Source organism: Devosia sp., from assembly GCF_028290435.1.
Lineage (GTDB): Bacteria > Pseudomonadota > Alphaproteobacteria > Rhizobiales > Devosiaceae > Devosia.
Window position 1 is genome coordinate 1 of record NZ_JAQGJV010000013.1, and the last position, 23,964, is coordinate 23,964.

The 23,964-nt window shown below is 63.0% G+C and carries 22 protein-coding genes and 2 pseudogenes; 13 read left to right on the forward strand and 11 right to left on the reverse strand.

Going from position 1 to position 23,964, the window contains the following annotated elements:
• Together JWP26_RS03665 and argJ are read right to left on the reverse strand one after the other, a co-directional pair.
• Positions 1-139: pseudogene (locus JWP26_RS03665) on the reverse strand (GNAT family N-acetyltransferase); the annotation flags it as partial.
• Complete coding sequence (gene argJ, locus JWP26_RS03670; protein ID WP_299723625.1) at positions 139-1,374, reverse strand: bifunctional glutamate N-acetyltransferase/amino-acid acetyltransferase ArgJ; 1,236 nt, start codon at positions 1,372-1,374, stop codon at positions 139-141. The gene argJ and the pseudogene JWP26_RS03665, both read right to left, overlap by 1 nt.
• 266 nt (positions 1,375-1,640) lie before the next feature.
• On the opposite strand from argJ, the gene JWP26_RS03675 reads away from it, so the two are divergent.
• The 4 genes from JWP26_RS03675 (at position 1,641) to JWP26_RS03690 (ending at position 4,746) form a co-directional block, all read left to right on the forward strand.
• Entirely contained in the window at positions 1,641-1,766 is a 126-nt protein-coding gene (locus tag JWP26_RS03675) for a hypothetical protein (RefSeq protein WP_299723628.1), read from the forward strand.
• Between the two features lie 347 nt (positions 1,767-2,113).
• Complete coding sequence (locus JWP26_RS03680) at positions 2,114-3,109, forward strand: murein L,D-transpeptidase family protein (RefSeq protein WP_299723631.1); 996 nt, start codon at positions 2,114-2,116, stop codon at positions 3,107-3,109.
• A 268-nt stretch (positions 3,110-3,377) separates the two neighbouring features.
• Complete coding sequence (locus JWP26_RS03685) at positions 3,378-4,169, forward strand: murein L,D-transpeptidase family protein (protein WP_299723634.1); 792 nt, start codon at positions 3,378-3,380, stop codon at positions 4,167-4,169.
• Positions 4,114-4,746 (forward strand): hypothetical protein, encoded by a 633-nt coding sequence (locus tag JWP26_RS03690; protein WP_299723638.1) that lies wholly within the window; start codon positions 4,114-4,116, stop codon positions 4,744-4,746. Before JWP26_RS03685 ends, JWP26_RS03690 begins: the two co-directional genes overlap by 56 nt.
• 194 nt (positions 4,747-4,940) lie before the next feature.
• On the opposite strand, the gene secA is transcribed toward JWP26_RS03690, so the two are convergent.
• A complete protein-coding gene (secA, locus tag JWP26_RS03695) occupies positions 4,941-7,709 on the reverse strand; it encodes a preprotein translocase subunit SecA (RefSeq protein ID WP_299723641.1) in 2,769 nt (922 codons plus the stop codon).
• Positions 7,710-8,165: 456 nt separating this feature from the next.
• Between secA and JWP26_RS03700 the strand changes: the two genes are divergently transcribed.
• Positions 8,166-9,134: a peptidylprolyl isomerase gene (locus JWP26_RS03700; RefSeq protein WP_299723644.1), complete on the forward strand. Its 969-nt coding sequence runs from the start codon at positions 8,166-8,168 to the stop codon at positions 9,132-9,134.
• Positions 9,135-9,375: 241 nt separating this feature from the next.
• Here the strand turns inward: JWP26_RS03700 and JWP26_RS03705 are convergent, their stop codons facing one another.
• The 4 genes and pseudogenes from JWP26_RS03705 to JWP26_RS03720 all read right to left on the reverse strand — a co-directional run.
• Positions 9,376-10,329 carry an acetyl-CoA carboxylase carboxyltransferase subunit alpha gene (locus tag JWP26_RS03705; protein WP_299723647.1) on the reverse strand — a complete coding sequence of 318 codons (954 nt, stop codon included), beginning with the start codon at positions 10,327-10,329 and terminating at the stop codon, positions 9,376-9,378.
• Positions 10,330-10,445: 116 nt separating this feature from the next.
• Positions 10,446-10,688, reverse strand: a complete 243-nt coding sequence (locus tag JWP26_RS03710) for a hypothetical protein (protein ID WP_299723650.1) — start codon at positions 10,686-10,688, stop codon at positions 10,446-10,448.
• Positions 10,689-10,693: 5 nt separating this feature from the next.
• Positions 10,694-11,599: a site-specific tyrosine recombinase XerD gene (locus tag JWP26_RS03715; RefSeq protein ID WP_299723653.1), complete on the reverse strand. Its 906-nt coding sequence runs from the start codon at positions 11,597-11,599 to the stop codon at positions 10,694-10,696.
• 134 nt (positions 11,600-11,733) lie between these two features.
• Positions 11,734-11,859: pseudogene (locus JWP26_RS03720) on the reverse strand (histidine kinase); the annotation flags it as partial.
• 311 nt (positions 11,860-12,170) lie between these two features.
• Here JWP26_RS03720 and JWP26_RS03725 point away from each other — a divergent pair.
• On the forward strand, positions 12,171-12,749 hold the full coding sequence (locus JWP26_RS03725; RefSeq protein WP_299723656.1) for a shikimate kinase: 579 nt from the start codon (positions 12,171-12,173) through the stop codon (positions 12,747-12,749).
• A 10-nt stretch (positions 12,750-12,759) separates the two neighbouring features.
• Positions 12,760-13,869, forward strand: coding sequence for a 3-dehydroquinate synthase (gene aroB, locus JWP26_RS03730; RefSeq protein WP_299723659.1), 1,110 nt, complete (start codon positions 12,760-12,762; stop codon positions 13,867-13,869).
• Here the strand turns inward: aroB and JWP26_RS03735 are convergent.
• Positions 13,866-14,156 carry a BolA family transcriptional regulator gene (locus JWP26_RS03735; protein WP_299723662.1) on the reverse strand — a complete coding sequence of 97 codons (291 nt, stop codon included), beginning with the start codon at positions 14,154-14,156 and terminating at the stop codon, positions 13,866-13,868. The two genes, aroB and JWP26_RS03735, sit on opposite strands and share 4 nt — an antisense overlap.
• Positions 14,157-14,202: 46 nt before the next feature.
• Between JWP26_RS03735 and JWP26_RS03740 the strand changes: the two genes are divergently transcribed.
• From JWP26_RS03740 to JWP26_RS03760, 5 genes are all read left to right on the forward strand, one after another.
• On the forward strand, positions 14,203-14,832 hold the full coding sequence (locus tag JWP26_RS03740) for a DnaJ domain-containing protein (protein WP_299723664.1): 630 nt from the start codon (positions 14,203-14,205) through the stop codon (positions 14,830-14,832).
• Positions 14,833-14,956: 124 nt separating this feature from the next.
• Positions 14,957-15,937 carry a cobaltochelatase subunit CobS gene (cobS, locus tag JWP26_RS03745; RefSeq protein ID WP_299723667.1) on the forward strand — a complete coding sequence of 327 codons (981 nt, stop codon included), beginning with the start codon at positions 14,957-14,959 and terminating at the stop codon, positions 15,935-15,937.
• 166 nt (positions 15,938-16,103) lie between these two features.
• A complete protein-coding gene (locus JWP26_RS03750) occupies positions 16,104-16,703 on the forward strand; it encodes a methyltransferase domain-containing protein (protein ID WP_299723670.1) in 600 nt (199 codons plus the stop codon).
• A 13-nt stretch (positions 16,704-16,716) separates the two neighbouring features.
• Entirely contained in the window at positions 16,717-18,606 is a 1,890-nt protein-coding gene (gene cobT / locus JWP26_RS03755; RefSeq protein WP_299723673.1) for a cobaltochelatase subunit CobT, read from the forward strand.
• Positions 18,603-19,592 (forward strand): esterase-like activity of phytase family protein, encoded by a 990-nt coding sequence (locus JWP26_RS03760; protein WP_299723676.1) that lies wholly within the window; start codon positions 18,603-18,605, stop codon positions 19,590-19,592. Before cobT ends, JWP26_RS03760 begins: the two co-directional genes overlap by 4 nt.
• Positions 19,593-19,746: 154 nt before the next feature.
• Here JWP26_RS03760 and JWP26_RS03765 read toward each other — a convergent pair whose 3' ends face one another.
• Together JWP26_RS03765 and rpmB are read right to left on the reverse strand one after the other, a co-directional pair.
• Positions 19,747-20,433, reverse strand: coding sequence for a queuosine precursor transporter (locus JWP26_RS03765; protein ID WP_299723679.1), 687 nt, complete (start codon positions 20,431-20,433; stop codon positions 19,747-19,749).
• Between the two features lie 293 nt (positions 20,434-20,726).
• Complete coding sequence (gene rpmB / locus JWP26_RS03770; protein WP_299723682.1) at positions 20,727-21,014, reverse strand: 50S ribosomal protein L28; 288 nt, start codon at positions 21,012-21,014, stop codon at positions 20,727-20,729.
• 222 nt (positions 21,015-21,236) lie between these two features.
• Here rpmB and JWP26_RS03775 point away from each other — a divergent pair, with 222 nt between their 5' ends.
• On the forward strand, positions 21,237-22,016 hold the full coding sequence (locus JWP26_RS03775; protein WP_299723685.1) for a DUF3108 domain-containing protein: 780 nt from the start codon (positions 21,237-21,239) through the stop codon (positions 22,014-22,016).
• On the opposite strand, the gene JWP26_RS03780 is transcribed toward JWP26_RS03775, so the two are convergent.
• The gene (locus tag JWP26_RS03780) at positions 22,017-23,105 is read right to left on the reverse strand and encodes a flavodoxin family protein (RefSeq protein ID WP_299723688.1); all 1,089 of its coding nucleotides are present in this window, start codon (positions 23,103-23,105) and stop codon (positions 22,017-22,019) included.
• Between the last annotated feature and the right edge of the window lie 859 nt (positions 23,106-23,964).

Consider the following 23,964-nt stretch of genomic DNA (forward strand, 5'->3'; position numbering starts at 1 on the left):
CCGGATGGCCGGCGGTCAGCCGCACCACCCAGGTGCCGTCATAGTGGACGGCGGCTGCCGGCCAGGCGCGAAAGCCGGCCGCCTCGTAGCGGCGCACGATCGCGAGCATGCTTGCCGGGTGCCTGGAAGCCAAAACCATCAGCTCCGGTAATCGCCGTTGATCGCGACATACTCCTTGGTGAGGTCGCAAGTCCATACCGTCGCCTTGCCGCGGCCGATGCCGATATCGGCACGGATGCGGATCTCGTCGCGTTTCATGTAGGCCGAAGTCGCCTCTTCCGAGTAGGCGGCATCGCGTTCGCCTTCATGCGCCAGGCGGTTGTCGCCGAACCAGATCGACAGCCGGTCGCGATCGGCGGGTTCGCCGGCCTTGCCGACGGCCATGACGACGCGGCCCCAATTGGCGTCCTCGCCCGCAATGGCGGTCTTGACCAGGGGGCTATCGGCAATCGACTTGGCGATGCGGAAGGCGCTGGCATCAGAGGTGGCGCCTTCGACATGGATCGACACTTGCTTGGTGGCGCCTTCGCCGTCGCGCACCACCTGGATGGCGAGATCGAACAACACGTCGCGTAGGGCCTCGCCAAAAATTTCGGCGCGGGGATCGTCGAGGGTTTCGATGGGGGTGACGCCGCGTGCCTGGCCGGTGGCAAAGGCCAGCAGGGTGTCGGAGGTCGAGGTGTCGCTATCGACGGTGATGGCGTTGAAGCTTGTCTGGACGTGGCGGGCGAGGAGCGCCTGCAGCACGGGAGCGGCGATGGGCATGTCGGTGAAGACGAAGGACAGCATGGTGGCCATATCGGGCGCGATCATTCCCGAGCCCTTGGCGATGCCGTTGATGCGCACTTCGGAGCCGTCAAATTCGAGCGTGGCGCCGGAGAGTTTGGCGAAAGTGTCGGTGGTCATGATGGCCTTGGCGGGGTCCATCCAGGGACTGTCGCCGAGCCGGGTTGCCATCTGGTCGAGGACGCCGGCGAACTTGTTGGCGTCGAGCGGCTCGCCGATGACGCCGGTGGAGGCGAGAAAGACTTCGTCCGGCGTGCAGCCAATGGCCTTGGCGGCCAGATCGGCCGTCAGCTCGACCGATTTCTGGCCCTTGGCGCCCGTGAAGGCATTCGCATTGCCGGAGTTGACGACCAAGGCGCGGGCGGTGCCGCCGGGCAGGTTGGTCTTGCACCAGTCGACAGCGGCCGAGGAGCATTTCGACTTGGTGACGACGCCCGCGACACTGGTGCCGGCGTCGAAGGCGACCAGCAGAACGTCGGTGCGGTTCTTGTATTTGATCCCGGCTTCGGCGGTGGCAAAGCGGACGCCGGCGATGGGCGGCAGGTCCGGATAGGTTTTGGGAGCGAGGGGCGAAACCGGGTGGGCCATGGGGCGAGCCTTGCTGGGATTTTTTTGGTCCCGTCGATGTGCCCGAAAGAGAGCGCATTCGCAAGACGGGACGTGCCAAAGCGCCGCGCGGATTGCCGGGCGGTTGGTGATAGTCGGCGGCATGCGGCGAGACGTGCCTCATGAGTTTTGTAGCAAAGCGAGACAGCGTCTCGCCGCATAACGATGGGACTTTTGGCGCGCGCATCGAGCAGCCGCCCTTTCGGATTGGATGCTCCGGCCCGGCGCCATCTGCCAAGGCGGCAGCCATGGTCCGAGCCGTCATCCGGCTGGTGGTCAGCGACCCACGCCTGAGCCTGGGCGACCCCGTGCTCCCCATCTGCTCCCCACGGACCGTTCGTCGCGGCCCGCTGGTGTGGGTGATGTGGGGGTAGAATAGCGTGGGTTTTGGGGGCGAGGATAAGAGGGAGAGATGGGGCAGATCGCTGAGCGTCGGCTCCCCTCCCCCTTGAGGGGAGGGGACGATAGGCCGATGGGGCGGGATTGACTTGCCACATGCACGATGCCCCGCCGCGCAAGCGAGGGTCCCGATGCCGAAAAATCACACGCTTTTCGCAATCAAAAATTCGGCATTGAATTGTTAATCGCCCGGCTACCGGGCGTTTTGCGAGCATGGTAACTGTTGGTTAACCACGAGTTCTCATCCTCTGCTAACCAAGGCGGCGTAGAGGTAAACCAACTCTTTCACTATCGGGCTGCAATTACCTTGAACTCGTCCCTTTTGCACAAGCTTGCAACGATCCTCATCATCGCCGGGGTTGGCTTTGCCCTGGCTGCCTGTGGCGGCCTGGTCAAAGGCGACAATCGCCAGAACCAGCCGCTCAACAGCGGCCTGGTGTCGGCCATCAAAGCCATCGGCTCCACGCCCGGCGAGGGCATGGTGGTGCGCCTGTTCAAGGAAGAAAGCGTCGTCGAGGTCTGGAAACGCAGCACCGCAGGCCAATATCGCTTGCTCAAGACCTATCAGATTTGCGCCTTCTCCGGGGGCTTGGGCCCTAAGGTCAAGGAAGGGGACCGCCAGAGCCCCGAAGGTTTTTACAACATCACGCCCGGCCTGATGAACCCGAAGTCCAACTACTACCTGGCGTTCAATACCGGCTTTCCCAACAAGTTCGACCGCTCGTGGGGCCGTACCGGCAGCGATCTGATGATGCATGGCGATTGCTCGTCGCGTGGCTGCTACGCCATGACCGATGAAGGTATTGCGGAGATTTACACGCTGGCGCGCGAAAGCTTCAAGGGCGGCAATCCCAGCTTCCAGCTGCAGCTGTTTCCGTTTCGCATGACCGCGGCGAATCTCGCCGCCCATGCGTCGGACCCCAACATGCCGTTCTGGAAGGACATCAAGGAAGGCTATGACCTGTTCGAACTGAACAAGGCGCCGCCGACCTGGGACGTGTGCGAGCGGCAGTATATTTTCAACGCGGCGACGAGCGGCCCGCTGGACGCCATGGGGGCGTGCCCCGTGGTGACAGCGAGTGCGGCGCTGCTGGCCAAGCAGGCGGCCGATGAAGCGGCGGTGGCCAACCATATCCAGAGCGCCGAGCAGCAGGCGGCATCCGAAGCCGCCATCAAGGCGCGCGGTGAAGCGGTGACGGGTGCCGTGGGCGGCCTTTTCGGCGGGATCGGCTCGATGTTTGGTGGCCAGCAGGATGTTGCGCCAGTGATCACCGGGCAGCCGGCTCCGGTGCCTATGCCGGCACTGGTGCGGAGCTAAGGCTCTAGGCAGATAGGTGGCGTCCAAGGGCCGATCGGGGCTAGCCTTCACCCCCTCCAGCCTCCCCCAACAAGGGGGAGGTGTCTGCCAGTGGGTTGAACTGGATCGATGCCCCGAGAGTGGAGAAACACCTCCCCCTTGATGGGGGAGGAGGGAGGGGGTGAGGGCTAGCCCCAATGCGGCGGCTCTGGAACCATCGCCACTTCCCTAGGCAGCCATCTTTCCGGCATCATCTTCCCACACATCCTGAATGACGCAGGAGCAAGGCATGGGCGAGCGCAGACCGATACAATCCGTTCTGCTCGGGCTCGTCGCGCTGGCGATCCTTGGAATTGGACTGCCGCTTCTGGTGAACCACATGCCCGCGCCGCCATCACCGTCCACACCACAGATCGAACCCGCATACGACCGCAGCGTGCTGGTCGCCGATCTGCATACGGCCGGGTTCGCGCTGGGCGATCCCGCCTTCATTCGCATCTTCAAGCAGGAGAAGCGGCTCGAAGTTTGGATGCAGGGCGACGGCCGCAGGTTCGGGCTCTTTCGAGCCTATGACATCTGCAATTATTCCGGGCGGCTCGGGCCCAAATTGCGCGAGGGCGACAACCAGGCGCCCGAGGGCTTCTACCGGGTGGGCCTCAAGCAGCTAAACCCCAATTCGCGCCACCACCTGGCGTTCAATTTGGGCTTTCCCAATGCTTATGATCAGAGTCTCGACCGCACCGGATCGGCCCTGATGGTGCATGGCGGCTGCTCGTCGGTCGGCTGTTATGCGGTGGGTGATCCTAATGTCGACCAGATCTATGCTATTGTGGAGGCTGCGCTCCTGGGTGGACAGGCGGCGGTCGATATCCAGGCGCTGCCCTTCGTGCTCAGCGACGCCGCCATGGCGCAGTTGCAGCCGCAGCCGTGGCTGGATTTCTGGAAGAATCTCAAACAGGGTTTTGACCTGTTCGAAGCCGACCGCGTTCCGCCCAAGGTCGGCACCTGCAATGGAGACTATCGCTTTGGACGAGAAGTGGGCACTGCCGGGTGTGTCGAAATCGGATATTGGCGAGCCTGAAACCCGGCAAACCAAGCCAGCGCAATCGGCGCGCCTGCTGGTTTTCGCCGTGGGCCTTGTGGCTGTCGCCGCCATTGCGACGTCCGCCTGGGTCTATGCCGAAACCCAGCGCGACCTGAACCGGGTCGCCACCGACATCGCCCAGATCCGCGTCAGCCTGCAATTGTTCAGCCAGCAGCAGCGCCCGGGCGATATTGCGGTGCCGGCCAGCGACACGCTGCAGGACCTCAGCAACCGGCTGGGTATTCTCGAACAGAACTGGCGCGGGCAGGCGAGCACTAGCGGGACTGCGGCGCCGGCGGCGGGCGCCACAGCCGCCTCGACCGGGCCGCAGACGGACTGCATTCCGCAGGGCAAGCGCTTCCTTGTCGCCAATGGCGACAGCTACCCGATCTGCGGCACGCCGGCAGTCGTCTCGGTCACCGAAGTGGCGGCGACCTATGTGTCGTTCACCGACGGCACCATTATTACGGCCGGCGGCAATGCCATCCTCAAGGGGACGCAATGCACGCTGGCGGTGGTGTCGTCCGGGGCGGACGGGATGACGGGATATGCGGAACTGCGGGTGGGATGTTGAGGCGATAGCGCTCAGTCACTCTGGTGGTAATCGCCGGCACTATTACGCACAACTCACTGTTCTTCCCGCGGACTTGATCCGCGGGAAGGCTGGTGGGTGGGAGGAGATTTGTGGGTGCTGGCCGAATTGTGGGCGAGCGCAAATGAGAAAGCCCGGACTTGCGTCCGGGCCTTTTGTTTGTTGGCGGCGGCGTTCTAGAACGCGCCGTGGCAGTGCTTGAACTTCTTGCCTGACCCGCAGGGGCAGGGGGCGTTGCGTGATACGCCCACCAGCAGAGCCGGGTCGATCGGGCGCAGGCTCCGGTCGGCATCGCTCTCGTCCTGGCTGCCATCGGCGAAGGCGCCGGCGGCAAAACCGGGGCCCGGCACGGTGCCGGTGACGTCGGTTTCCGCGTCGTTTTCGCCCGTGGTCGGGTCGATATGGACTTCGCTGAGGCGCGACAGGTCGGGAGTGGGCAGCGGTTCGGGCTGGCGGATTTGCAGCTGGATATGGCTGAGCTGGGTGGTCACCAATTCGCGCAGATTGGTCAGCAGCGCCTCGAACAGTTCGAAGGATTCCTGCTTGTATTCGTTGAGCGGATCGCGCTGGGCGATGCCGCGCCAGCCGACCACCTTGGAGAGGTGATCAAGCGTCACCAGATGCTCGCGCCACAGGCCATCGATCGACTGCAGCAGGATGGACTTTTCCACCTGGCGCATGATCTCTGGCGAATACTGCGCGGCCTTGGCGGCGGCGCCGGCATTGGCCAGGTCGAGGAGGCGCTCCTCGACGGTTTCCTGCTCGATGCCCTCTTCGGAGGCCCAAGCTTCGATCGGGGCATCGACGTTCAGATAGGTCTTGGCGGCGGCGGTCAGCTGCTCGATGTTCCACTGCTCGGGATAGGAGCGCGGCGGAATGGATTTGGCGACGATAGCCTCCACCACATAGTGACGCATGTCCTTGACGGTGTCGCTGACGTCCTCGGCATCCATCATTTCGATGCGCTGCTCGAAGATCACCTTGCGCTGATCGTTCATCACGTCGTCGTATTTGAGGATGTTCTTGCGGATATCGAAGTTGCGGCTTTCGACCTTGCCCTGGGCGCGCTCGATGGCCTTGGTGACCCAGGGATGGGTGATGCTCTCGCCCTGCTCGAGGCCGAGCTTGCCGAGCATGGAATCCATGCTGTCGACCGGGAAAATGCGCATCAGGTCGTCCTGAAGGCTCAGGAAGAAGGCCGAGTGGCCCGGATCGCCCTGGCGGCCGGAACGGCCACGCAGCTGGTTGTCGATGCGGCGTGATTCATGGCGCTCGGTGCCGATCACCATCAGGCCGCCGGCGGCGATCGCCTTGGCCTTGTTGGTGGCGATGGTCGCCTTGATGTCGGCGATCTTGGCGTCGCGGTCAGCGCCCTCAAGACCTTCGGTCTCGCGCTCGATGCGCATTTCAAGATTGCCGCCGAGCTGGATGTCGGTACCACGGCCGGCCATGTTGGTGGCAATGGTGATGGCGCCGGGCAGGCCGGCGTCGGCCACGATATGGGCTTCCTGCTCGTGATGGCGCGCGTTGAGCACGTTCATCTCGCCAACATTCTTCTTGCGCAGCAGCTCGGCCAGCATTTCCGATTTTTCAATCGAGGTGGTGCCGACCAGCACGGGCTGGCCACGATCCTGGCACTGCTTGATCAGATCGGCGATGGCGTCGAACTTTTCGGCGGCGGTGCGGAAAATGGCGTCTTCGTCATCCTGGCGCTGTACAGCCACGTTGGTGGGCACAGTGACGACGTCGAGCTTGTAGATGTCGGCGAACTCTTCGGCTTCGGTCGCTGCGGTACCGGTCATGCCGGCCAGCTTCTTGTAGAGGCGGAAATAGTTCTGGAAGGTGATCGAGGCCAGCGTCTGGTTTTCCGGCTGGATCTTGACGTGTTCCTTGGCTTCCAGCGCCTGGTGCAGGCCCTCGGAATAGCGGCGGCCCGGCATCATGCGGCCACTGAACTCGTCGATGATGACGACTTCGCCGCCTTCGGGAGTCTGGCGGACGATATAGTCCTTGTCCTTGCGGAACAGCTTATGGGCGCGCAGGGCCGAATTGGCGTGGTGCACCAGAGCGACGTTTTCGATGTCGTAGAGCGAGCCCGATTTCATCAGGCCGCTGTCGGTGAGCGCGGCTTCCAGCTTCTCGACGCCGGCATCGGTGAAGGTGGCGGCGCGCTGCTTTTCGTCCAGCTCGAAATCGTCGTCGCCGATGATCGGCATAAGCGCGTCGAGGGTGGTGTAAAGCTCGCTGCGATCGTCGGACGGTCCCGAAATGATCAGCGGCGTGCGCGCCTCGTCAATGAGGATCGAGTCCACTTCGTCGACGATGCCGTAGGCATGGCCGCGCTGCACCATCTGGGCGCGCGTATACTTCATGTTGTCGCGCAGGTAATCGAAGCCCAGCTCATTATTGGTCGCATAGGTGATGTCGGCGGCGTAGGCGGCCTTGCGCTCGGCATCGGTCAGGCCATGCACGATCACGCCCCAGGACAGGCCCAGGAAGTTGTAGATCTGGCCCATCCAGGCCGCGTCGCGCCGGACCAGGTAATCGTTGACGGTCACCAGGTGCGCGCCATTGCCGGTCAGCGCATTGAGATACATCGGCAGCGTCGCCACCAGGGTCTTGCCCTCGCCGGTGCGCATCTCGGCGATGCCGCGGTCGTTCATCACCATGCCGCCGATGAGCTGCACGTCAAAATGGCGCATGCCGAGCACGCGCTTGGATGCTTCGCGCACGGTGGCAAAAGCGGGCACGATCAAATCATCGAGATCGGCGCCTTTGGCGAGCTGATCCTTGAATACGGCCGTCCGTGCCTTCAACGCGTCATCGGAAAGCTTTTCCAGCTCAGGCTCAAGCGCGTTGATCGCGGCGACCTTGGCGTGGAAGCGCTTCACATGCCGGTCCGACGGAGAACCGAAAATCCTCCGGGCAAGCGCTGCTAGTGCCATATGTCAGGTCCTTTTGATGCTCATCGCTGCGGTGAGAAGCCATAGTCTATGGGCGGTTTTGCGGCCATGGAGGTCAGCCTCATCAGCGCGATGGTGGAGCGGTCCGCGCTCCGAATGTCTGTTGCCCATGATCGCGCCGGAATTGCGGTCCGGCTCTATCGCTCATGGTCGTCAAATGCGCTGTTGATGTAAGAGCGAGGCCTTGTCTTGTCAACGTCGCCGAAATGGGCGACATCTTCGCCGCCCTCCCGGAAATGGTCCGGCCAGGCTGGTTTTTTCTGGCCGCAATGACGGCTGATTGACCCGGTCTGGCACATTTTGGCCCCGTTACCGTGCGAGGGGCAGGCCGACGGCGCGATCTGTTCCGCCGCCTGTCGCCAAAACCGGGTGCCGCCGCGACGCGGGCCATAACGAGCATCGGCGCCCCAGCAGGGTGCCGGCAAGGAGAATGCTTTGATGTCGAATACTTCCAAACGCCTCGCCCAGACCGTCAGCATGCTGGCGCTGGTCCTGGCGAGCGTGGCGATTGCCCCGGTCATGGCGCAGGACGCCGCCCCCGCGGCCCCGGCTGCCACCGATGCGCCGGCTGCTCCTGCGGCCGCTCCGGTCGCGCCCAAGCCCGAAGATGTGGTTGCCACGGTTGGCGACGATACCATCACCGAGGCTGACCTTTCCTTCGCGTCCGAAGACCTGGCGCAGGAACTCAGCCAGATGCCGCCGGCAGAGCAGCGCGCCTTCCTGGTGCGTGTCCTGATTGATATGAAAGTGATGTCCAAGGCCGCCAAGGATGCCGGCATGGATAGCACGCCGCTGTTCCAGCAGCGCCTCGATTATCTCAAGGAACGCGCCCTGCGCCGCGTCTATTTCTCCGATGCGATCGCCAATACGGTCACCGAAGACGCCGTGCGCGCCAAGTACGCCGAGTATGTCGCTGCCTTCAAGCCGGCCCAGGAAATCCACGCCAGCCACATCCTGGTCAAGACCAAGGAAGAGGCCGACGCCATCGAGGCCGAACTCAAGGCCGGCGGCGATTTTGCTGCCATCGCCAAGGAAAAGTCGATCGATCCGGGCGCGGCCAATGGCGGCGACCTGGGCTTTTTCTCCAAGGGCATGATGGTTGGCCCGTTCGAGGACGCGGCGTTCGCGCTGACCGATGTGGGCCAGATTTCGGCGCCGGTGGAATCCCAGTTCGGCTGGCACATCATCAAGCTTGAAGAAAAGCGCGAGTCCTCCGCGCCCCCGATCGAGCAGATCGGCGGCCAGTTGCAGCAGCAGTTGCTGATGAGCACGTTTGACGGCGTGGTCGCCAAGCTGATGGACGGGGTGAAGATCGATATTCCGGACGCCGCGCTGGCGGCTGCAGTGGCGGCGCAGACTGACCCGGCGGCGACTGAATCGCAGGGCGATGCGGCGCCGGCGCAATAAGACTGGGTTGAGTGAAGTTAGGAAGGCGGGGCTTTGGCTCCGCTTTTTTTGCGGTTGGGGGCTTTGTGGCTAACGGAGAACACCCCCTCTTACCTCCCCCATCAAGGGGGAGGTTTCTCTCCACTCGTTTGGCTCGATAGAGTTCAACCCACGGAACGGCACCTCCCCCTTGATGGGGGAGGCTGGGAGGGGGTGCCCTTCTATGTCAGGGTCAGCCTCAGCCTCAGCCTCAGCCTCAGACCTAAAACGTCGTCCCGATCGCCAAAAACTTTTCGCGGCGGTGTTCGCGGGTTTCCAGACGGCCCTTACCGGCGAAGTCGGAGAGAAACGTCGCGATGGCGCTGCGGGTGGCGTCCATGACGAATTGGGGTTGGCGATGCGCGCCGCCCGAGGGCTCGGGGATGATGCCGTCGATGACGCCGAAACCGAGCAGGTCGGTGGCGGTAATCTTCATATTGGTGGCGGCGTCCTGCGCGCGGGCCGCGTCTTTCCACAGGATCGAGGCGCCGCCCTCGGGCGAGATCACCGAATAGATGGCGTGTTCGAGCATCAGCACGCGATTGGTGGTGGCGATGGCGATGGCGCCGCCGGAGCCGCCCTCGCCGATGATGATGGCGAGGTTCGGCACACCCAGTTCCAATGATTTTTCAGTCGAGCGCGCGATGGCCTCGGCCTGGCCGCGTTCCTCGGCGCCGATGCCGGGGTAGGCGCCGGCGGTGTCAACGAACGATACCAGCGGAATATTGAAGCGATCGGCCATGTCCATGATGCGGACGGCCTTGCGATAGCCTTCGGGACGGGCCATGCCGAAGTTATGGCGCAGGCGGCTTTCGGTGGAATTGCCCTTTTCCTGGCCCAGAATGGCGATGGACTGGCCATTGAAGCGGCCAAGGCCGGCCTGGATGGCGGAGTCCTCGGCGAATTTGCGGTCGCCGGCTAGGGGCGCCCATTCGGTGATCAGCCCGGCGATGTAATCGGAAAAATGGGGGCGCTGTGGATGACGGGCGACCTGGGTCTTCTGCCAGGGCGTCAGGCGCTTGTAGATATCGACCAGCGCCTCATCGGCGCGCGCGGAGAGGCGGTTGACTTCCTCGTCGATGCTGACGGCCTGATCGGTCGTGGCAAGGGCCTTGAGTTCGGCGATCTTGCCCTCAAGCTCAGCGACCGGCTTTTCGAAATCGAGATAAGACTGCATCTACCTGCCCGTTTTGGGTCTTGATACGCGACCCGTCCATGAGGGCCGCTGCTGTTGCGCCCTAAAGTGGCCGCAAAGTGGCGAGGGAGCAACGGGGAGTCAAGGATGGGGTTGCCTTATCTGGCCTTATGGGTGGCGTCGGCGATGGCTGAGCGCAGTTCATCCACAGTTTCCGTGATGTGAACCGAGGCGCCATAGGGCGCAATGGCGGCCGTCAGGTTGACGATGACCTGGTCGTTAATGATCTCGCCCGAATTGTCGCGCCGAGGGCCATAGGAAATACCCACGATGTGGGCGGCGTTGATGATGACCGAATTGGTATCGGTAGCGGTCAGGTCGATCCAGATGGGGTTGGCCATGTAAACTACTCCGCGAGGGGATGATGCGTTTCCACAAGGGTGCGCAGCTTCTCGTCTAGCACATGGGTGTAAATCTGGGTGGTCGAAATATCGGCATGGCCGAGCAGCATCTGCACCACGCGCAGATCGGCGCCGCCATGCAGAAGGTGGCTGGCAAAGGCATGGCGGAGCACGTGGGGCGCGACGCGGCTGGGGCTGATGCCAGCGTCTATGGCCAGGGTTTTGAGATCGCGGGCGAAGACCTGGCGGGACAGGTAGCCCTCGGCACTGTTGGCGGGAAACAGCCAGATGCCGGGTTCGAGGGTTTTGACATAGACCTTGATGGCATCCCGAGCGCGGTCGTTGACGGGCACGACGCGCTCTTTGTTGCCCTTGCCGATGATGGTGAGGAAGCTGGCGTCGCGCATGACGGCCGAGCGCTTGAGGCTGACCAGTTCGGAGACGCGCATGCCGGTAGCATAGAGCAGTTCGAGCAGGAGATAGAGGCGGAGCGCGGCGGCTTGCTTTTGCGGGGAGGCGTCGGGAGTGGCCTGCGCTTCGGCGGTGGTCAGGAGCTTGTCGACTTCGGCGATGCTGAGGACCTTGGGCAGGGGCCGGCGGGCTTTTGGGCTGGCAATGATGCGGGTCGGATCGTCGCCGCGCATGCCGTCGGCGCAGAGGAAGCGGTGGAACTGGCGGATCGCCGAGAGGCGGCGGGCGGAAGAGGCGGCAGAGAGGCCGTCGCGCTTGAGGTGATCGAGATAGGAGGCGACATGTTCGCGCCCGCCGGTGAGCAGGGTCTGCTGATGGCCGAGCAGGAAGCCCGAATAATCGGCGAGGTCCCGCTGATAGGCCTCAATGGTGTTCTTGGCGGCGCCGCGTTCGGCGCTCATCATTTCGAGGAATGCCGAGATCAGGTGGCCGCCGCTCATTCGACGGGAATGTTGGCTGCGGGGCCGGTGGCCGCGGGGACATCAACGGGCGGGGCCGGCGTGACCAGCGAGGGCGGCTCGGCCGGGGCTGTGCCGCCGGGCAGCGCGGGCGCGCTTTCGTTGAGCAGCTCGCGCGCCGGGATGCGGATGGTGACTTCCTTGGGCCTGGGCTCGACGAAAGCCACCAGCACGAACATGCCCGCATAGACCAGTCCAGCCAGGAACAGGAGTGTGATAATCAGACGAATGAGAGTGGGCATGGCAATCCCGACGGCAACATTACGAGACTATTTGTAAATTCTACTCTGGCGGCCATCTGCGGTGGTTTTCGCTTGCGCGGCCCTTCGGGTCTGCGCTTCCGGTGCTCACGTACCAAAGTACGTTGCGCTCCGGTTCTCGAAAACCACCGCATCTGACTCGCCAGAACGAATTTCCAAACAGTCTCTTGGTTCAATATGGCATCAAAAGCTTTCGAACTGGTAGGCATCGTATCGGGGACACAAGTGCAGGTCTTTCTTGACAGCGGCGGTCCACCCCGCTTGATACGCTCAAGACACATGCGGAGCGTCTTGTGAGCAGACCCGACACGGCAGAGCGCCAGGCGCGTGCCCAAGACCTTATCGACGCACTGGACGGGCGGCCTTTGGTGCTGGTCGGAATGATGGGCGCCGGCAAGACCACGGTGGGGCGTCGGCTGGCGGGCCAATTGGGACGCTCGTTTCTCGACAGCGACGATGAAATCGAAAAAGCCGCGCAGATGACGATCCCCGAGATTTTCGAGCAGCGTGGGGAGCCTGAGTTTCGCGCTGGCGAGGCGCGCGTGATCGCTCGGGTGCTGAAAGATCGCGATATCATCCTGGCGACCGGCGGCGGGGCCTTTGTCAGTGCGGAGACCCGGGCGCAGGTCAAGGCCGCAGCGGTTTCAGTGTGGCTCAAGGCGGATTTCGACCTGCTGTTCCAGAGGGTATCGCGCCGGTCGAACCGGCCATTGCTGAAGACTGCCAATCCAAGGGCCACATTGCAGAAATTGATCGACGATCGCTATCCGATCTATGCCGAGGCCGACGTGACCGTGGTGTCGCGCGATGTGCCGCAGGATGTGGTGGCGGCTGATCTGATCGAGGCGGTTCTCGCCCATCTCCAAAGCTGAAAGATTTTTGATGGCGCAGATTGCCCATACGGTTCACGTCGCGCTTGGCGAGCGGGCTTACGATATTTTGATTGGCGACCGGCTGCTGGACGATGCGGGGGCGATCCTGGCGGAGCGGTTTCCGGGACGGCGCTACGGTATCATCACCGACGAGAACGTGGCACGAGCGCAATTGCCGCGGCTACTGGCATCACTGGATGCGGCGGGGTTGGGGCATTCCGAGATCGTGCTGCCCGCCGGGGAGAGCACCAAGTCGTTCGCTCATTTGCAGACGGCGGTTGAGGGGCTGCTGGCGGCGAAGCTGGAGCGGGGCGATCTGGTGATCGCGCTGGGCGGCGGGGTGATCGGGGATTTGGCGGGGTTTGCCGCGTCCATCACGCGGCGCGGCATGGATTTCGTGCAGATGCCGACCTCGCTGCTGGCGCAGGTGGATAGCTCGGTGGGTGGCAAGACCGGGATTAATTCGCCGCATGGCAAGAATTTGATCGGGGCGTTTCATCAGCCAAAACTGGTGCTGGCGGACCTGTCGACGCTCGACACGCTGGATGCGCGACAGTTTGCGGCGGGTTATGCCGAGGTGGTCAAATATGGGTTGATCGACGACGAAGAGTTCTTCTTCTGGCTCGAGGAAAACCAGGCCGAGATCTTTGCCGGTGGGCCGGCGCGGGGCGAGGCGATCGCGCGGTGTTGCCGGCATAAGGCGCGCGTGGTCATCGAGGACGAGAAGGAACTGGGCGTGCGGGCGTTGCTCAATCTGGGGCATACGTTCGGGCATGCGCTGGAAAAAGACACCGGCTATTCCGGCCGGCTGCTGCATGGCGAAGGCGTGGCCATTGGCATGGTGTTGGCGCATGGCTTTTCGGCCCGACTGGGGTTGGCGCCGAGCCAGGATACCGGGCGGATCGTGGCGCATTTGAAAAAGATCGGGCTGCCCACTATATTGGGTGACATTCCGGGCACGCTGGGAAGCACCGAGACACTGATGGCGGCGATCGCGCAGGACAAGAAGGTTTCGCGCGGGGCGCTGACCTTCATTTTGACCAGCGGGATTGGGAAAGCGTTTATCGAAAAGGGCGTGGACCCGGTTTCAGTGAGCGCATTCTTGAACGATATGCGCTAGACCCGGCTGGGCAATTCATACGGCCCGTCTACCGGCAAAACCTCGATGGCCAGCGCGTGGACGCTGGCTTTGAGTTCGGCGTCGAGTGTTTCCATGACGGCGCGGTGTTGCGCCACGCGCGACTTGCCTTCAAAGTGACGGGTCGCGATTCTGACACGAAAATGGGTTTCACCACCCTCCCGCCACCCGGAATGACCGTGGTGCTGCTGGGATTCGTCGATGACTTCGAGATGAGTGGGCACAAAGGCCCGGGTCAGCTTGTCGGTGATGACGTCGGTCATGGACATGGTTTGGCGTTTCTGTTGAATAAATTCGAACAAGTAGCTAGGCGCAATGAAATCCGATTCCAAGCTTTTCGAAGGTATCCGTATCAAGTCGCGTCGCGACGTGAAACCCGAGCCCGCAGCCAATACGTGCGATTGGGACGGCTGCGAAAAGCCTGCCACCCACAAGGCGCCCAAGGGGAGCCGCAGCGCAGGGGAGTATTTCAACTACTGCCTCGAGCATGTGCGCCAGTACAATGCCACGTTCAACTTCTTTGCCGGGATGGACAAGGAAGCGCTGGACGAAGCGCTGCACAGCGCGCCACAGCCCGAGGCCCGCACCAGCTTTGGCACCGGGCAGGCCGGCGCGCGCAAGTCCGCGACGGCCAAGACCGCGGGCGTGGGGTCGGCCGACAAATATGGCGATCCGTTCGGCGTGTTCGCCAAATATCGGCATCGCCAGGCACAGAAGCCAGCCGAGGAACGCTCGCGGCCACTGCATGAGCAGGACCGACGGGCGCTCGAAACCATGGGCATTATGGGCCAGGCCAAGTCCGAAGAGATCAAGAAGGCCTATAAGACGCTGGTCAAGCTGCACCATCCCGATGCCAATGGCGGCGACAAGTCGTCCGAGGATCGGCTGCGTGCTGTCATTGCGGCCTACGCCCACCTCAAGAAAGCCGGCTTCGTCGCGAAGTGACGTGTCGCCAAATGGCGGCACCCCATGCCGTCTGACGGCTACCCCGGCCGTCACATTGCTGCTATAGAGCCCGCACTTTCGTCTGTCCCCCCGCCCTTAAGTCCTTGCTGCCAAGAGCCCTGCCATGAGCGAATTTACCAATCTGCCCGATACCCAATACAAGGCCCGCGAGCTGTTCGGCATCGATACCGACATGGTGGTGCCCGGCTATGCCAACCGCACCGAACATGTGCCGCCGATGGACCCGGACTATCTGTTCGACCGTAACACCACGCTGGCGATCCTGGCGGGCTTTGCGTTCAACCGCCGCGTCATGGTGCAGGGCTATCACGGCACGGGTAAATCGACGCATATCGAGCAGATCGCCGCGCGGCTGAACTGGCCGATGGTGCGCGTGAACCTGGATTCGCACGTGTCGCGTATCGATCTCGTGGGCAAGGACGCGATCGTGCTCAAGGACGGCAAGCAGATCACCGAATTCCGCGACGGCATCCTGCCATGGGCGGTGCAGAACAATGTGGCGCTGGTGTTCGACGAATATGACGCCGGTCGCCCCGACGTGATGTTCGTGATCCAGCGCGTGCTGGAAGTGGCGGGCCGGCTGACGCTGCTCGACCAGAACCGCGTTATTACTCCGCACCCCGCGTTCCGGCTGTTCTCGACCACCAATACCATCGGTCTGGGCGATACGTCGGGCCTCTATCACGGCACCCAGCAGATCAACCAGGGCCAGATGGACCGCTGGAGCCTGGTGACCACGCTGAATTATCTGCCGCACGACAAGGAAGTCGGCATCGTTCTGGCCAAGGCGAAGAGCTATGCGGCCAATGACAAGGGCAAGAAGACCGTGTCGAACATGGTGCGCCTGGCGGACCTGACGCGCTCGGCTTTCATCAATGGCGACCTGTCGACGGTGATGAGCCCGCGTACGGTGATTACTTGGGCCGAAAATGCCGAAATCTTCGGCGATATCGGCTTTTCGTTCCGCCTGACGTTCCTGAACAAATGCGACGAGCTGGAACGCCCGGTTGTGGCCGAGTTCTACCAGCGCGTGTTCGGGGAAGACCTTCCTGAGTCGTCGGCGAATTTGGCGGTCGCGGTTTAAACTTATGCCTGGCAAGGCCCCCTCACCCGCCGCTTTGCGGCGACCTCTCCCCCCAGGGAGAGGTGGGGTGTGCGGCTAGACCTCTTCTTCACCTCTCCCTTTGGGGGAGAGGTCGGCCCGCAGGGCCGGGTGAGGGGGCCTTTGCCTTAAACATTTCCCGGGACCCATGGCCCAGAATATCTATGACGATCAGGCATTCTTTGAGGGTTACAGCCAGTTTCCGCGCTCGCGCATGGGACTGGCTGGCGCCCCCGAATGGCTGTCGCTCAGGGGTATGCTGCCGAGACTGCCGATTGCTTATGAGCAGGCGGACCTCGAGAGCTACCAGCCGCAGGGGCAGTTCGAGCTGATCTATTCGTCGCTCGCGGTGCATTACCTGGCCGATTTCGATGCGCTCTGCACGCGGATCAAGGCGGCTTTGGTGCCGGGCGGCTCGTTCGTTTTTTCCATGGAACATCCGATTTTCGCGGCGCGGGGCGATCCAGAATGGCTCAGCGATGGCGAAGGTTTTCGCGTCTTTGCGCTGAGCGACTATGCGCGCGAGGGTGAGCGGGTGACCGATTGGGTGGTTGATGGCATCGTCAAATATCACCGCAAGATTTCCACAATCGTGACGGCTTTGGTTCAAGCTGGCTTCGTCATTGATGCCATGGATGAGTGGAGCCCGACCCAGACTGACCTTGAGGCCAATCCGGGCCTCGCCGACGAAATCGTGCGTCCCATGCTGCTGCTGATGGCAGCGCATGTGCCGCAGACCAAACTCTAGCCGGACGTTTTTCATGGCACAGCCACCGCGCAACAAAGCCAATAAGCCAGACCAGACCCAGGCGTTCAAATCCGCCATGGGCGCGACGGTGCGCGCCATTGGGGGCAAGCCGGACCTGGAAGTGACCTTCACCGCCGACCGGCCGCTGCTGACCAGCGACAAGGCGCGCCTGGCCAATCTGCCGCGGCTGCCGACCAAGCGCGATATCGCGGTGGCGCGCGGGCAGGGCGACGCCATGGCGATGCGGCTGGCTAGTCACGATCCCGAAACGCACCGCAAGCGCAGCCCGATCGATCCGATGGCGCGCGCGGCGTTCGATGCGCTGGAGCAGGCGCGGGTCGAGGCGCTTGGCTGCGTGCGCATGCCCGGCATGGTGGGCAATATCGGGGAAATGCTGGAAGACCGGCTGTTCCGCGCCAATTTCGCGGAAGTGAACGATCGCGGCGATGCGCCGATTGCGGAGGCATTGGGCCTGCTGCTGCGGGAGCGGCTGGCCGGCGTGCCGGTACCGCCATCGGGGCACAAGCTGGTCGATCTGTGGCGGGCGGAAATTGAAGAAAAGGGCGGGGAATCGCTCGACAAGCTGATGACCCGGTTCGAGGACCAGGACGATTTTTCTCGCGTCGCCAAGGCGCTGCTGCGCGACCTCAACCTCATGCCCGAAAGCGAAATGGAAGACCCCGACGCTTCCGATGAGGAAAACGGGGACGACCAGGAGCCTGATCAGGCCGAGGGAAGCGACCAGTCGCCCGAGCAGGGCGAGGGCGAGAACGAGCAGTCGGACAGCGAGCAGGACGAGAGCGCCGGCGACACCGAGGAAACCGGTGACGTCGACGGCATCGACAGCGACATGGCCGATACCGATGAGGACGCCGCGTCCGAAGCGGGCGAGGACGCCCCGATGCCGCCGCCGGCCAAGGATGGCGGCACGCAGCTCTCCAACCAGTTCAACTACAAGATTTTCACGCAGAAATTCGACGAGATCGTCAAGGCGAGCGAACTGTGCCCGCCCGAGGAACTCGACCAGCTGCGCGCGCTGCTCGACAAGCAGCTGGAGAATCTGGCGGGCGCGGTGGCGCGGCTGGCCAACAAGCTGCAGCGGCGGCTGATGGCCAAGCAGAATCGCAGCTGGCAGTTCGACCTGGAAGAAGGCCTGCTGGATACGGCGCGGCTGACCCGCGTGGTCACCGATCCGATGCAAGCTTTGTCGTTCAAGGTGGAGAACGACACCGATTTCCGCGACACCATCGTGACGCTGCTGATCGATAATTCGGGCTCGATGCGCGGGCGGCCGATCACCATTGCGGCGATCTGCGGCGATATTCTCGCACGCACGCTGGAACGCTGCGGCGTCAAGGTGGAGATTTTGGGCTTCACCACGCGCGCCTGGAAGGGCGGCAAATCGCGCGAGGCGTGGCTGGAGGCCAATCGGCCGGCCAATCCGGGTCGTGTCAACGATGTGCGCCATATCATCTACAAGGCGGCCGACGAGCCGTGGCGGCATGCTCGGCGCAATCTCGGGCTGATGATGCGCGAGGGGCTGCTCAAGGAGAATATCGACGGCGAGGCGCTGGAATGGGCGCGCAAGCGGCTGATGGCGCGGCCGGAAAGCCGGCGTATCCTGATGGTGATTTCCGATGGCGCGCCGGTGGATGACAGCACGCAATCGGTGAACGCTGGGAATTATCTGGAAGCCCATTTGCGCCAGGTGATCGAGGATATCGAGACGCGCTCGCCGATCCAATTGGTGGCGGTGGGCATCGGACATGACGTGACGCGGTATTATCGCCGTGCGGTGACGTTGCTGGACGCTGAGGAGCTGGGCGGGGCGCTGACCGATGAACTGGCTTCGCTGTTCGACGAGGAACCGCCGGCCCAGGTGCGGCGGGGACGGCGCGGATGATCCGCGGCGCTGTCGCGCTGGCGCTTGTCGGTCTGGCGCTGTGCCAGGCCCATGCGGCAGAGTTGACGGTGGGGGCGGTGCAGATCACCGACTTTCGCGGCGTGGCGCTGGATGGGCAGGTCGATAAGCTGATCTGGCGGGGCGGTATCGCCATGGTCAGCCAAGACGATACGTTTGGTGGGTTGTCAGGGCTGGCTTTTACCGGGCCGGACCAACGCGTGGCGATGGTGTCGGACCGGGGCAATTTCGTCTCGGGGCAGTTGGCCTATGATGAAGCGGGACGGCTGTTCGGCTTCATCGGTGTCAGGATCGAGCCGATCCAGAATTCCAAGGGCGCACCGCTGCCGCGGCAATATAGCCGCGATGCCGAGGCGATCGCCGCGGTGGTGCGCGACGGCGTACCGGTGGCGGTGCGGGTGGGGTTCGAGCATTTGACGCGGGTGGCGGAATTTGCGCTGACCGATGGGGTGCCCGGCGGGCCGGCCAAGGAAATCGAAATCCCCAAATGGCTGACCGATACGCGCACCAATGAATCGCTGGAGGCGGTGTGTATCGCGCCCGATGCCTCGCCCATAGCCGGCTCGACGCTGCTGCTGACCGAGGGCGTGATTGATGACGATGGCCAGCACGTAGCGTGGCTGCTGGGGCAGAACGACAAGGGGCCGCTGAGCTATCAATCGAGCCCCGATGTGAATCCGACCGATTGCGCGTTTTTGCCCAATGGCGACCTGCTGGTGCTGGAACGGGGGGTGTCGTTCCTCGCCTTCACCATGACGCTGCGGCTGGTGCCTGCGGCCGATGTGCGGCCGGGGAACCTGATGAAGGGCCAGGTGCTGCTGCAGGCGAGCGGCGGGGCAATCGACAATATGGAGCAGGTGGCGGTGCATACTGCGCCGGGCGGGGAAACCCGGATCGTGCTTGGGAGCGATAACAACTTCAATGATTGGGAGCGGAATTTGTTGTTGGAGTTTGCTTTAGCGCCGTAGGCGCACGACGCCACAAACACCGTTCTGTTCCCGGACTTGATCCGGGGACCATTCGCCACTTGTGCCGAGTTGAGAGTGGCCCGCGGATCAAGTCCGCGGGAAGGCCGGTGAGTGGGGTGAGTACAGGGCTACTCCACGCACCGCCTCTGTCGGCTTAGGCCCGCGCCGTCATCGTCGGCAAAGGCATGAGCTTGCCCATCAGCGCGCGGTAAGGCGCCAGCAGCAGCAATGCGGCGAGGAACTTCACAAGGAAGTCGCCGGTCGCCAGGGAGGTCCAGAGGGGTACTTCGGGGCCGATGCCGAGCCAGGGGGCGGGGAAGCCCAGCGAGCCGTCGGCCAAGCCAAACAGGGCATCAACGCCGGCCAAGGCGGGGGCAAAGGCGATGGTGAAGAAGATCGTCGTATCGATCACCGATCCGAACAGCGAGCCTGCGAGCGGCGGCAGGAACCAGGCACGGCTGGCGCGCAGGCGCGAAAATACCGCGATATCGAGCAATTGGCCGGTGACGAAGGCCGCGGCCGAAGCGAGCGCGATGCGCTGGGTGGTGGCGGGCTTGCCCTCTGGGTTCCACGGCAGCGGGTGGTAGCTGAGATAGAAGGACAGGCCGAGGCCGACGAGAAAGCCGACGAGGACTACGAGGCGCGCGTTGCGGGCGCCGTCGAAGCGGTTGGTGAGGTCGGTGACGAGGAAGGCAAAGGGGAAGGTGAAGGCGCCCCAGGTGAGGAGATCGGCCAGATTGACCGGGCCAAGCTGGGCCTGCAGTGGGAACAGCACGAGCACGTTGGACGCGGCAACGACCACGACCATGGCGGCAATGGCCGCCAGGAGGCGAGTGAACATCAGAATGGACCTCATAACGCCGCTTGCCAGCATCAGACCGGGGCGGGAGCGTTTCAATAACAGGCGCGTGGGCTTTGCGCCAGAGTGGCGGTCTTCGTCCCCTCGCCCCTATGGGGAGAGGGTTAGGGGGAGGGGCTTGATTACGTGCGGTGCAGAAGAAAGCCCCCCCTCACCCGGCGCTGCGCGCCGACCTCTCCCCAGAGGGGCGAGGTGAAGAAAGACGGGCGAGGTAAGGCAAAGAAAAACCGCGCGGCACCGGGGCGCCACGCGGTTCAAAACTGAAAGAGAAAGAATTAAGCGGCGGCCAGAGCGGCGCGCAGTTCCTTCTTGAGGCCCTGAGCCAGCGGGCTCATATCGGCATCGGGCTGCTTGAGCAGGAAGGCATCGAGGCCTCCGCGGTGCTCGACGGTGCGCAGGGCCGCAGCGCAGATGCGCAGCTTGACGGGGCGGCCGAGCGTCTCGGACAGCAGGGTGACATTCAAAAGGTTGGGCAGAAAGCGACGACGGGTGCGGTTGAGCGCGTGGCTCACATTGTTACCAGTCATCACGCCTTTGCCAGTCAGTTCGCAGCGACGTGCCATTGGAGATATCCTATTTGTGTAAAGGTCCTGCGTGGCGGAGAAGTCCGCGACGGGCCTCGATTGTTGTGAAATCTGAGGGCTGCATAGAGAAAAGGGGCGCTCCCGTCAAGGCGAGGCGGCCTCAAACGGGCGCGATCGGCTTGCAAGGGGGGATAAGCGCAGGCACCTTTCCTTCTTGGCTGATTCGCGCCGCCTTCAATGCGTGCTGAGAGACGATCCATCTTGACCTTGTCCCGCTTTGCCTGTGCCGCCGCATTTGTCGCCCTCGCCATGCCCGCGCTGGGGGCGGAGGTCAATGCCACGGCCAGCTATGTGGTGACTGTGGGCGGCATCAATGTCGCCAACGTCAATGTCGACCTCACTGACGACGGTTCGCGCTATGCGCTGGACCTCAAGGCCAATGTGGCGGGGCTGGGATCGCTGGTGGCGAGCGGCACGGCCAGCGTGACTGCCAGCGGGTCGTCCACCGGCTCGCAACTGACCAGCAAGCAGTTCGACCTCCAGACCAAGGTCAAAGCTGAGACCTTTACCGTCGATGTGAGCTATGCCGGCCATAACGTGACCGCGTTCAGGGTCGATCCGCCGCTCGTCGACAATTACAATCGCGTGCCGATCGAGCGCAGCCACCTGACCAATGTGGGCGACGTGCTGTCGAGCTTCGTCATCAAGGGCGGCACGCTGGACAAGAGCCTGTGCCGCCGCAATCTCAAGATTTTCACCGGCGTCGAGCGTTTCAATATCGTCATGGCGTTTGCGGCCGAGGACGAGGCGACCTCGGCGCGCACCGGCTATCAGGGGCCGGTGATCCTCTGCAATATGGATTACCAGCCGGTCTCGGGTCATTTCACCACCTCTGAAATGACCAATTACCTGGCCGACAGCGACCGCATCCTGATCTGGTACGCCCCATTGGGCGATACGGGGTATTTTATCCCCTATCGCGTGTTGCTGAGCACCAGCGTGGGCGATCTGTCGATGGTCCTGACGAGCATGAAACCCTAGTCATTTCTGACGCGGCGGCTTGAGGTCGGAGCCGGGGATGGCGTCGTTGCCGCGGTGCATTTGCAAGGCATCGAGCAAAGTCTTGGCGGCGTTGCGCACCTCACCCTGAATGGCGAGGTCCTGGTCCAGCGCCTCGTGGTTGGTCGCGTAGGGTTCCCAATAGCCGATGTAGCGATCCACTTCCGCCAGTGGGCCGGCGGGCTGCATTTCCATGAACTTGAGCCAGTCCGACAGCGAGCGGCGCACGTCCTTGGTGCCTTCGACATCGCCATGCACAACCACCGAGAACAGGCGGCCCTTGAGATGGCGGGGATAGTCCCAACCGTCGAGTTCGACCTGTTTGGCCAGCTTTGCCGTTTTGCCCTGGGTTAGCGTCGGGTCCGGATTGCCGCCATCGGCGCAGACCAGGCGGTCCATCATGGCTTTGACCGGGGTCGTGGCCTGGTACCAGTTGACCGGGCTGACGATCATCACGCCGTCGGCCTTCACCCACATCGGGTAGATGTCGTTCATCCAGTCCTGGGTCTGGCCCAGGGAATAGTTGGGATAGCAGGAGCAAGGCCAGTGGCAGAGCGGCGCGGCGGTCGAGAAGCAGGCTTTGCAGGGGTGGATATTGCGGCCGTATTCGGAGGTGAGGCGGGAGAGATCGAGGATTTCGGTCTCGATGCCGCCCGATTGCAGCACCTCCTCGGCCAGTTGGATGAGCCGATAGGATTTGCTCATCTCTCCGGGGCAGGTGTGTTCGCTGCGCGATGAACCGTTGACCAGCAGGACGCGGGCGGGGCGGTCGGCGATCTCGTAGTCCTGCTGCGCCTTGTCGACGGCGGCCTTGGCGGCGATCCAGTCGACAGCCAGGTCATAATCGGGGTCGGCATAACCGGGGCCGGCTTTGCGCGTTCGGGGTGACTTCCGGCTGGCGTCATAGCCTTCCCAGGCGGCCTGCGCGATGGCGTCGAGTTCGGCGCCGAGGGCGCCAAAGCTTGGATCGATGAATTGGGAGCGGAAGCGCTTCTTGAATTCGTCCTGTTCCAGCTGGGTGCTGGGCATGCCCTTGCGGGGTTCGGGGGCGGTGAGGATTTGCTGCTGCATGGGGGTCTCCTTGCGGCAAGCAATGAGCGGCGCCGGGCGAGAGTTCCGCGCCCGCGAGAAAGTGAGATGTCCCGGCGTGGGACGGTCAACGGGTTTCTTATCAATTTTGAACTTTGAGGCGCCCAGTGAGCCTGGGGATAAAGATGAGAGGTGAAAGTGGCAACGCGGAAAAGGGTTTAACCGCTTGTGCAGGAAGGGTCGCGAGCGGTGGAAATTCATTGTTTGGTAAGGGAGGTGAATGGTTTTTGGGGGATTTTGCGCGGGGTGCTCGGGATGGCGGGTGGTTAGTGGGTCGCGTTGGACGGCACCGCTAGGGAGAGGGGTGAACAAAGCCGCATTGGGGTAGTTCGCTCGATTCGGTCCGTGTTCGTTCCGGGTTTGGTACGGGAGTTAACGAGGGGGTGGGATGGAGGTGCGGAGTGTTTCGAAATGGGAGATTGGGGCTAAACGACCCCCCCTCCCGGCCTCCCCCATCAAGGGGGAGGTGTCTGCCGGTGGGTTGAACTCGATCCAGTTGCAAAGAGTGGAGAGAAACCTCCCCCTTGATGCGGGAGGTAGGAGGGGTGATCTGCAGCGGTCTCAATGGCCGCGTCCCGGCTTGGGACGGTCAAGCACGGACTTCCTCAATTTGTGGTTTGAGAGTGGCGCGCTGCCTCAGGCCCCATCTCAATACGAAAGAAAAATAGCGGCTTAGGCTGTTTACGATCTCTTTATGTTCGCGTTGCACAAGGCCGATTCGGCTGTTTGCTAAGGTCTTGGTAACAATGCTGAACGGGTTTGGAGGGTTTGGCTCGGTGGCGAAGGGCGGCCCGGGAGGCTAGTGGGTGTGGTGGTCGCCGACCCACCAGCCCTAGACCAG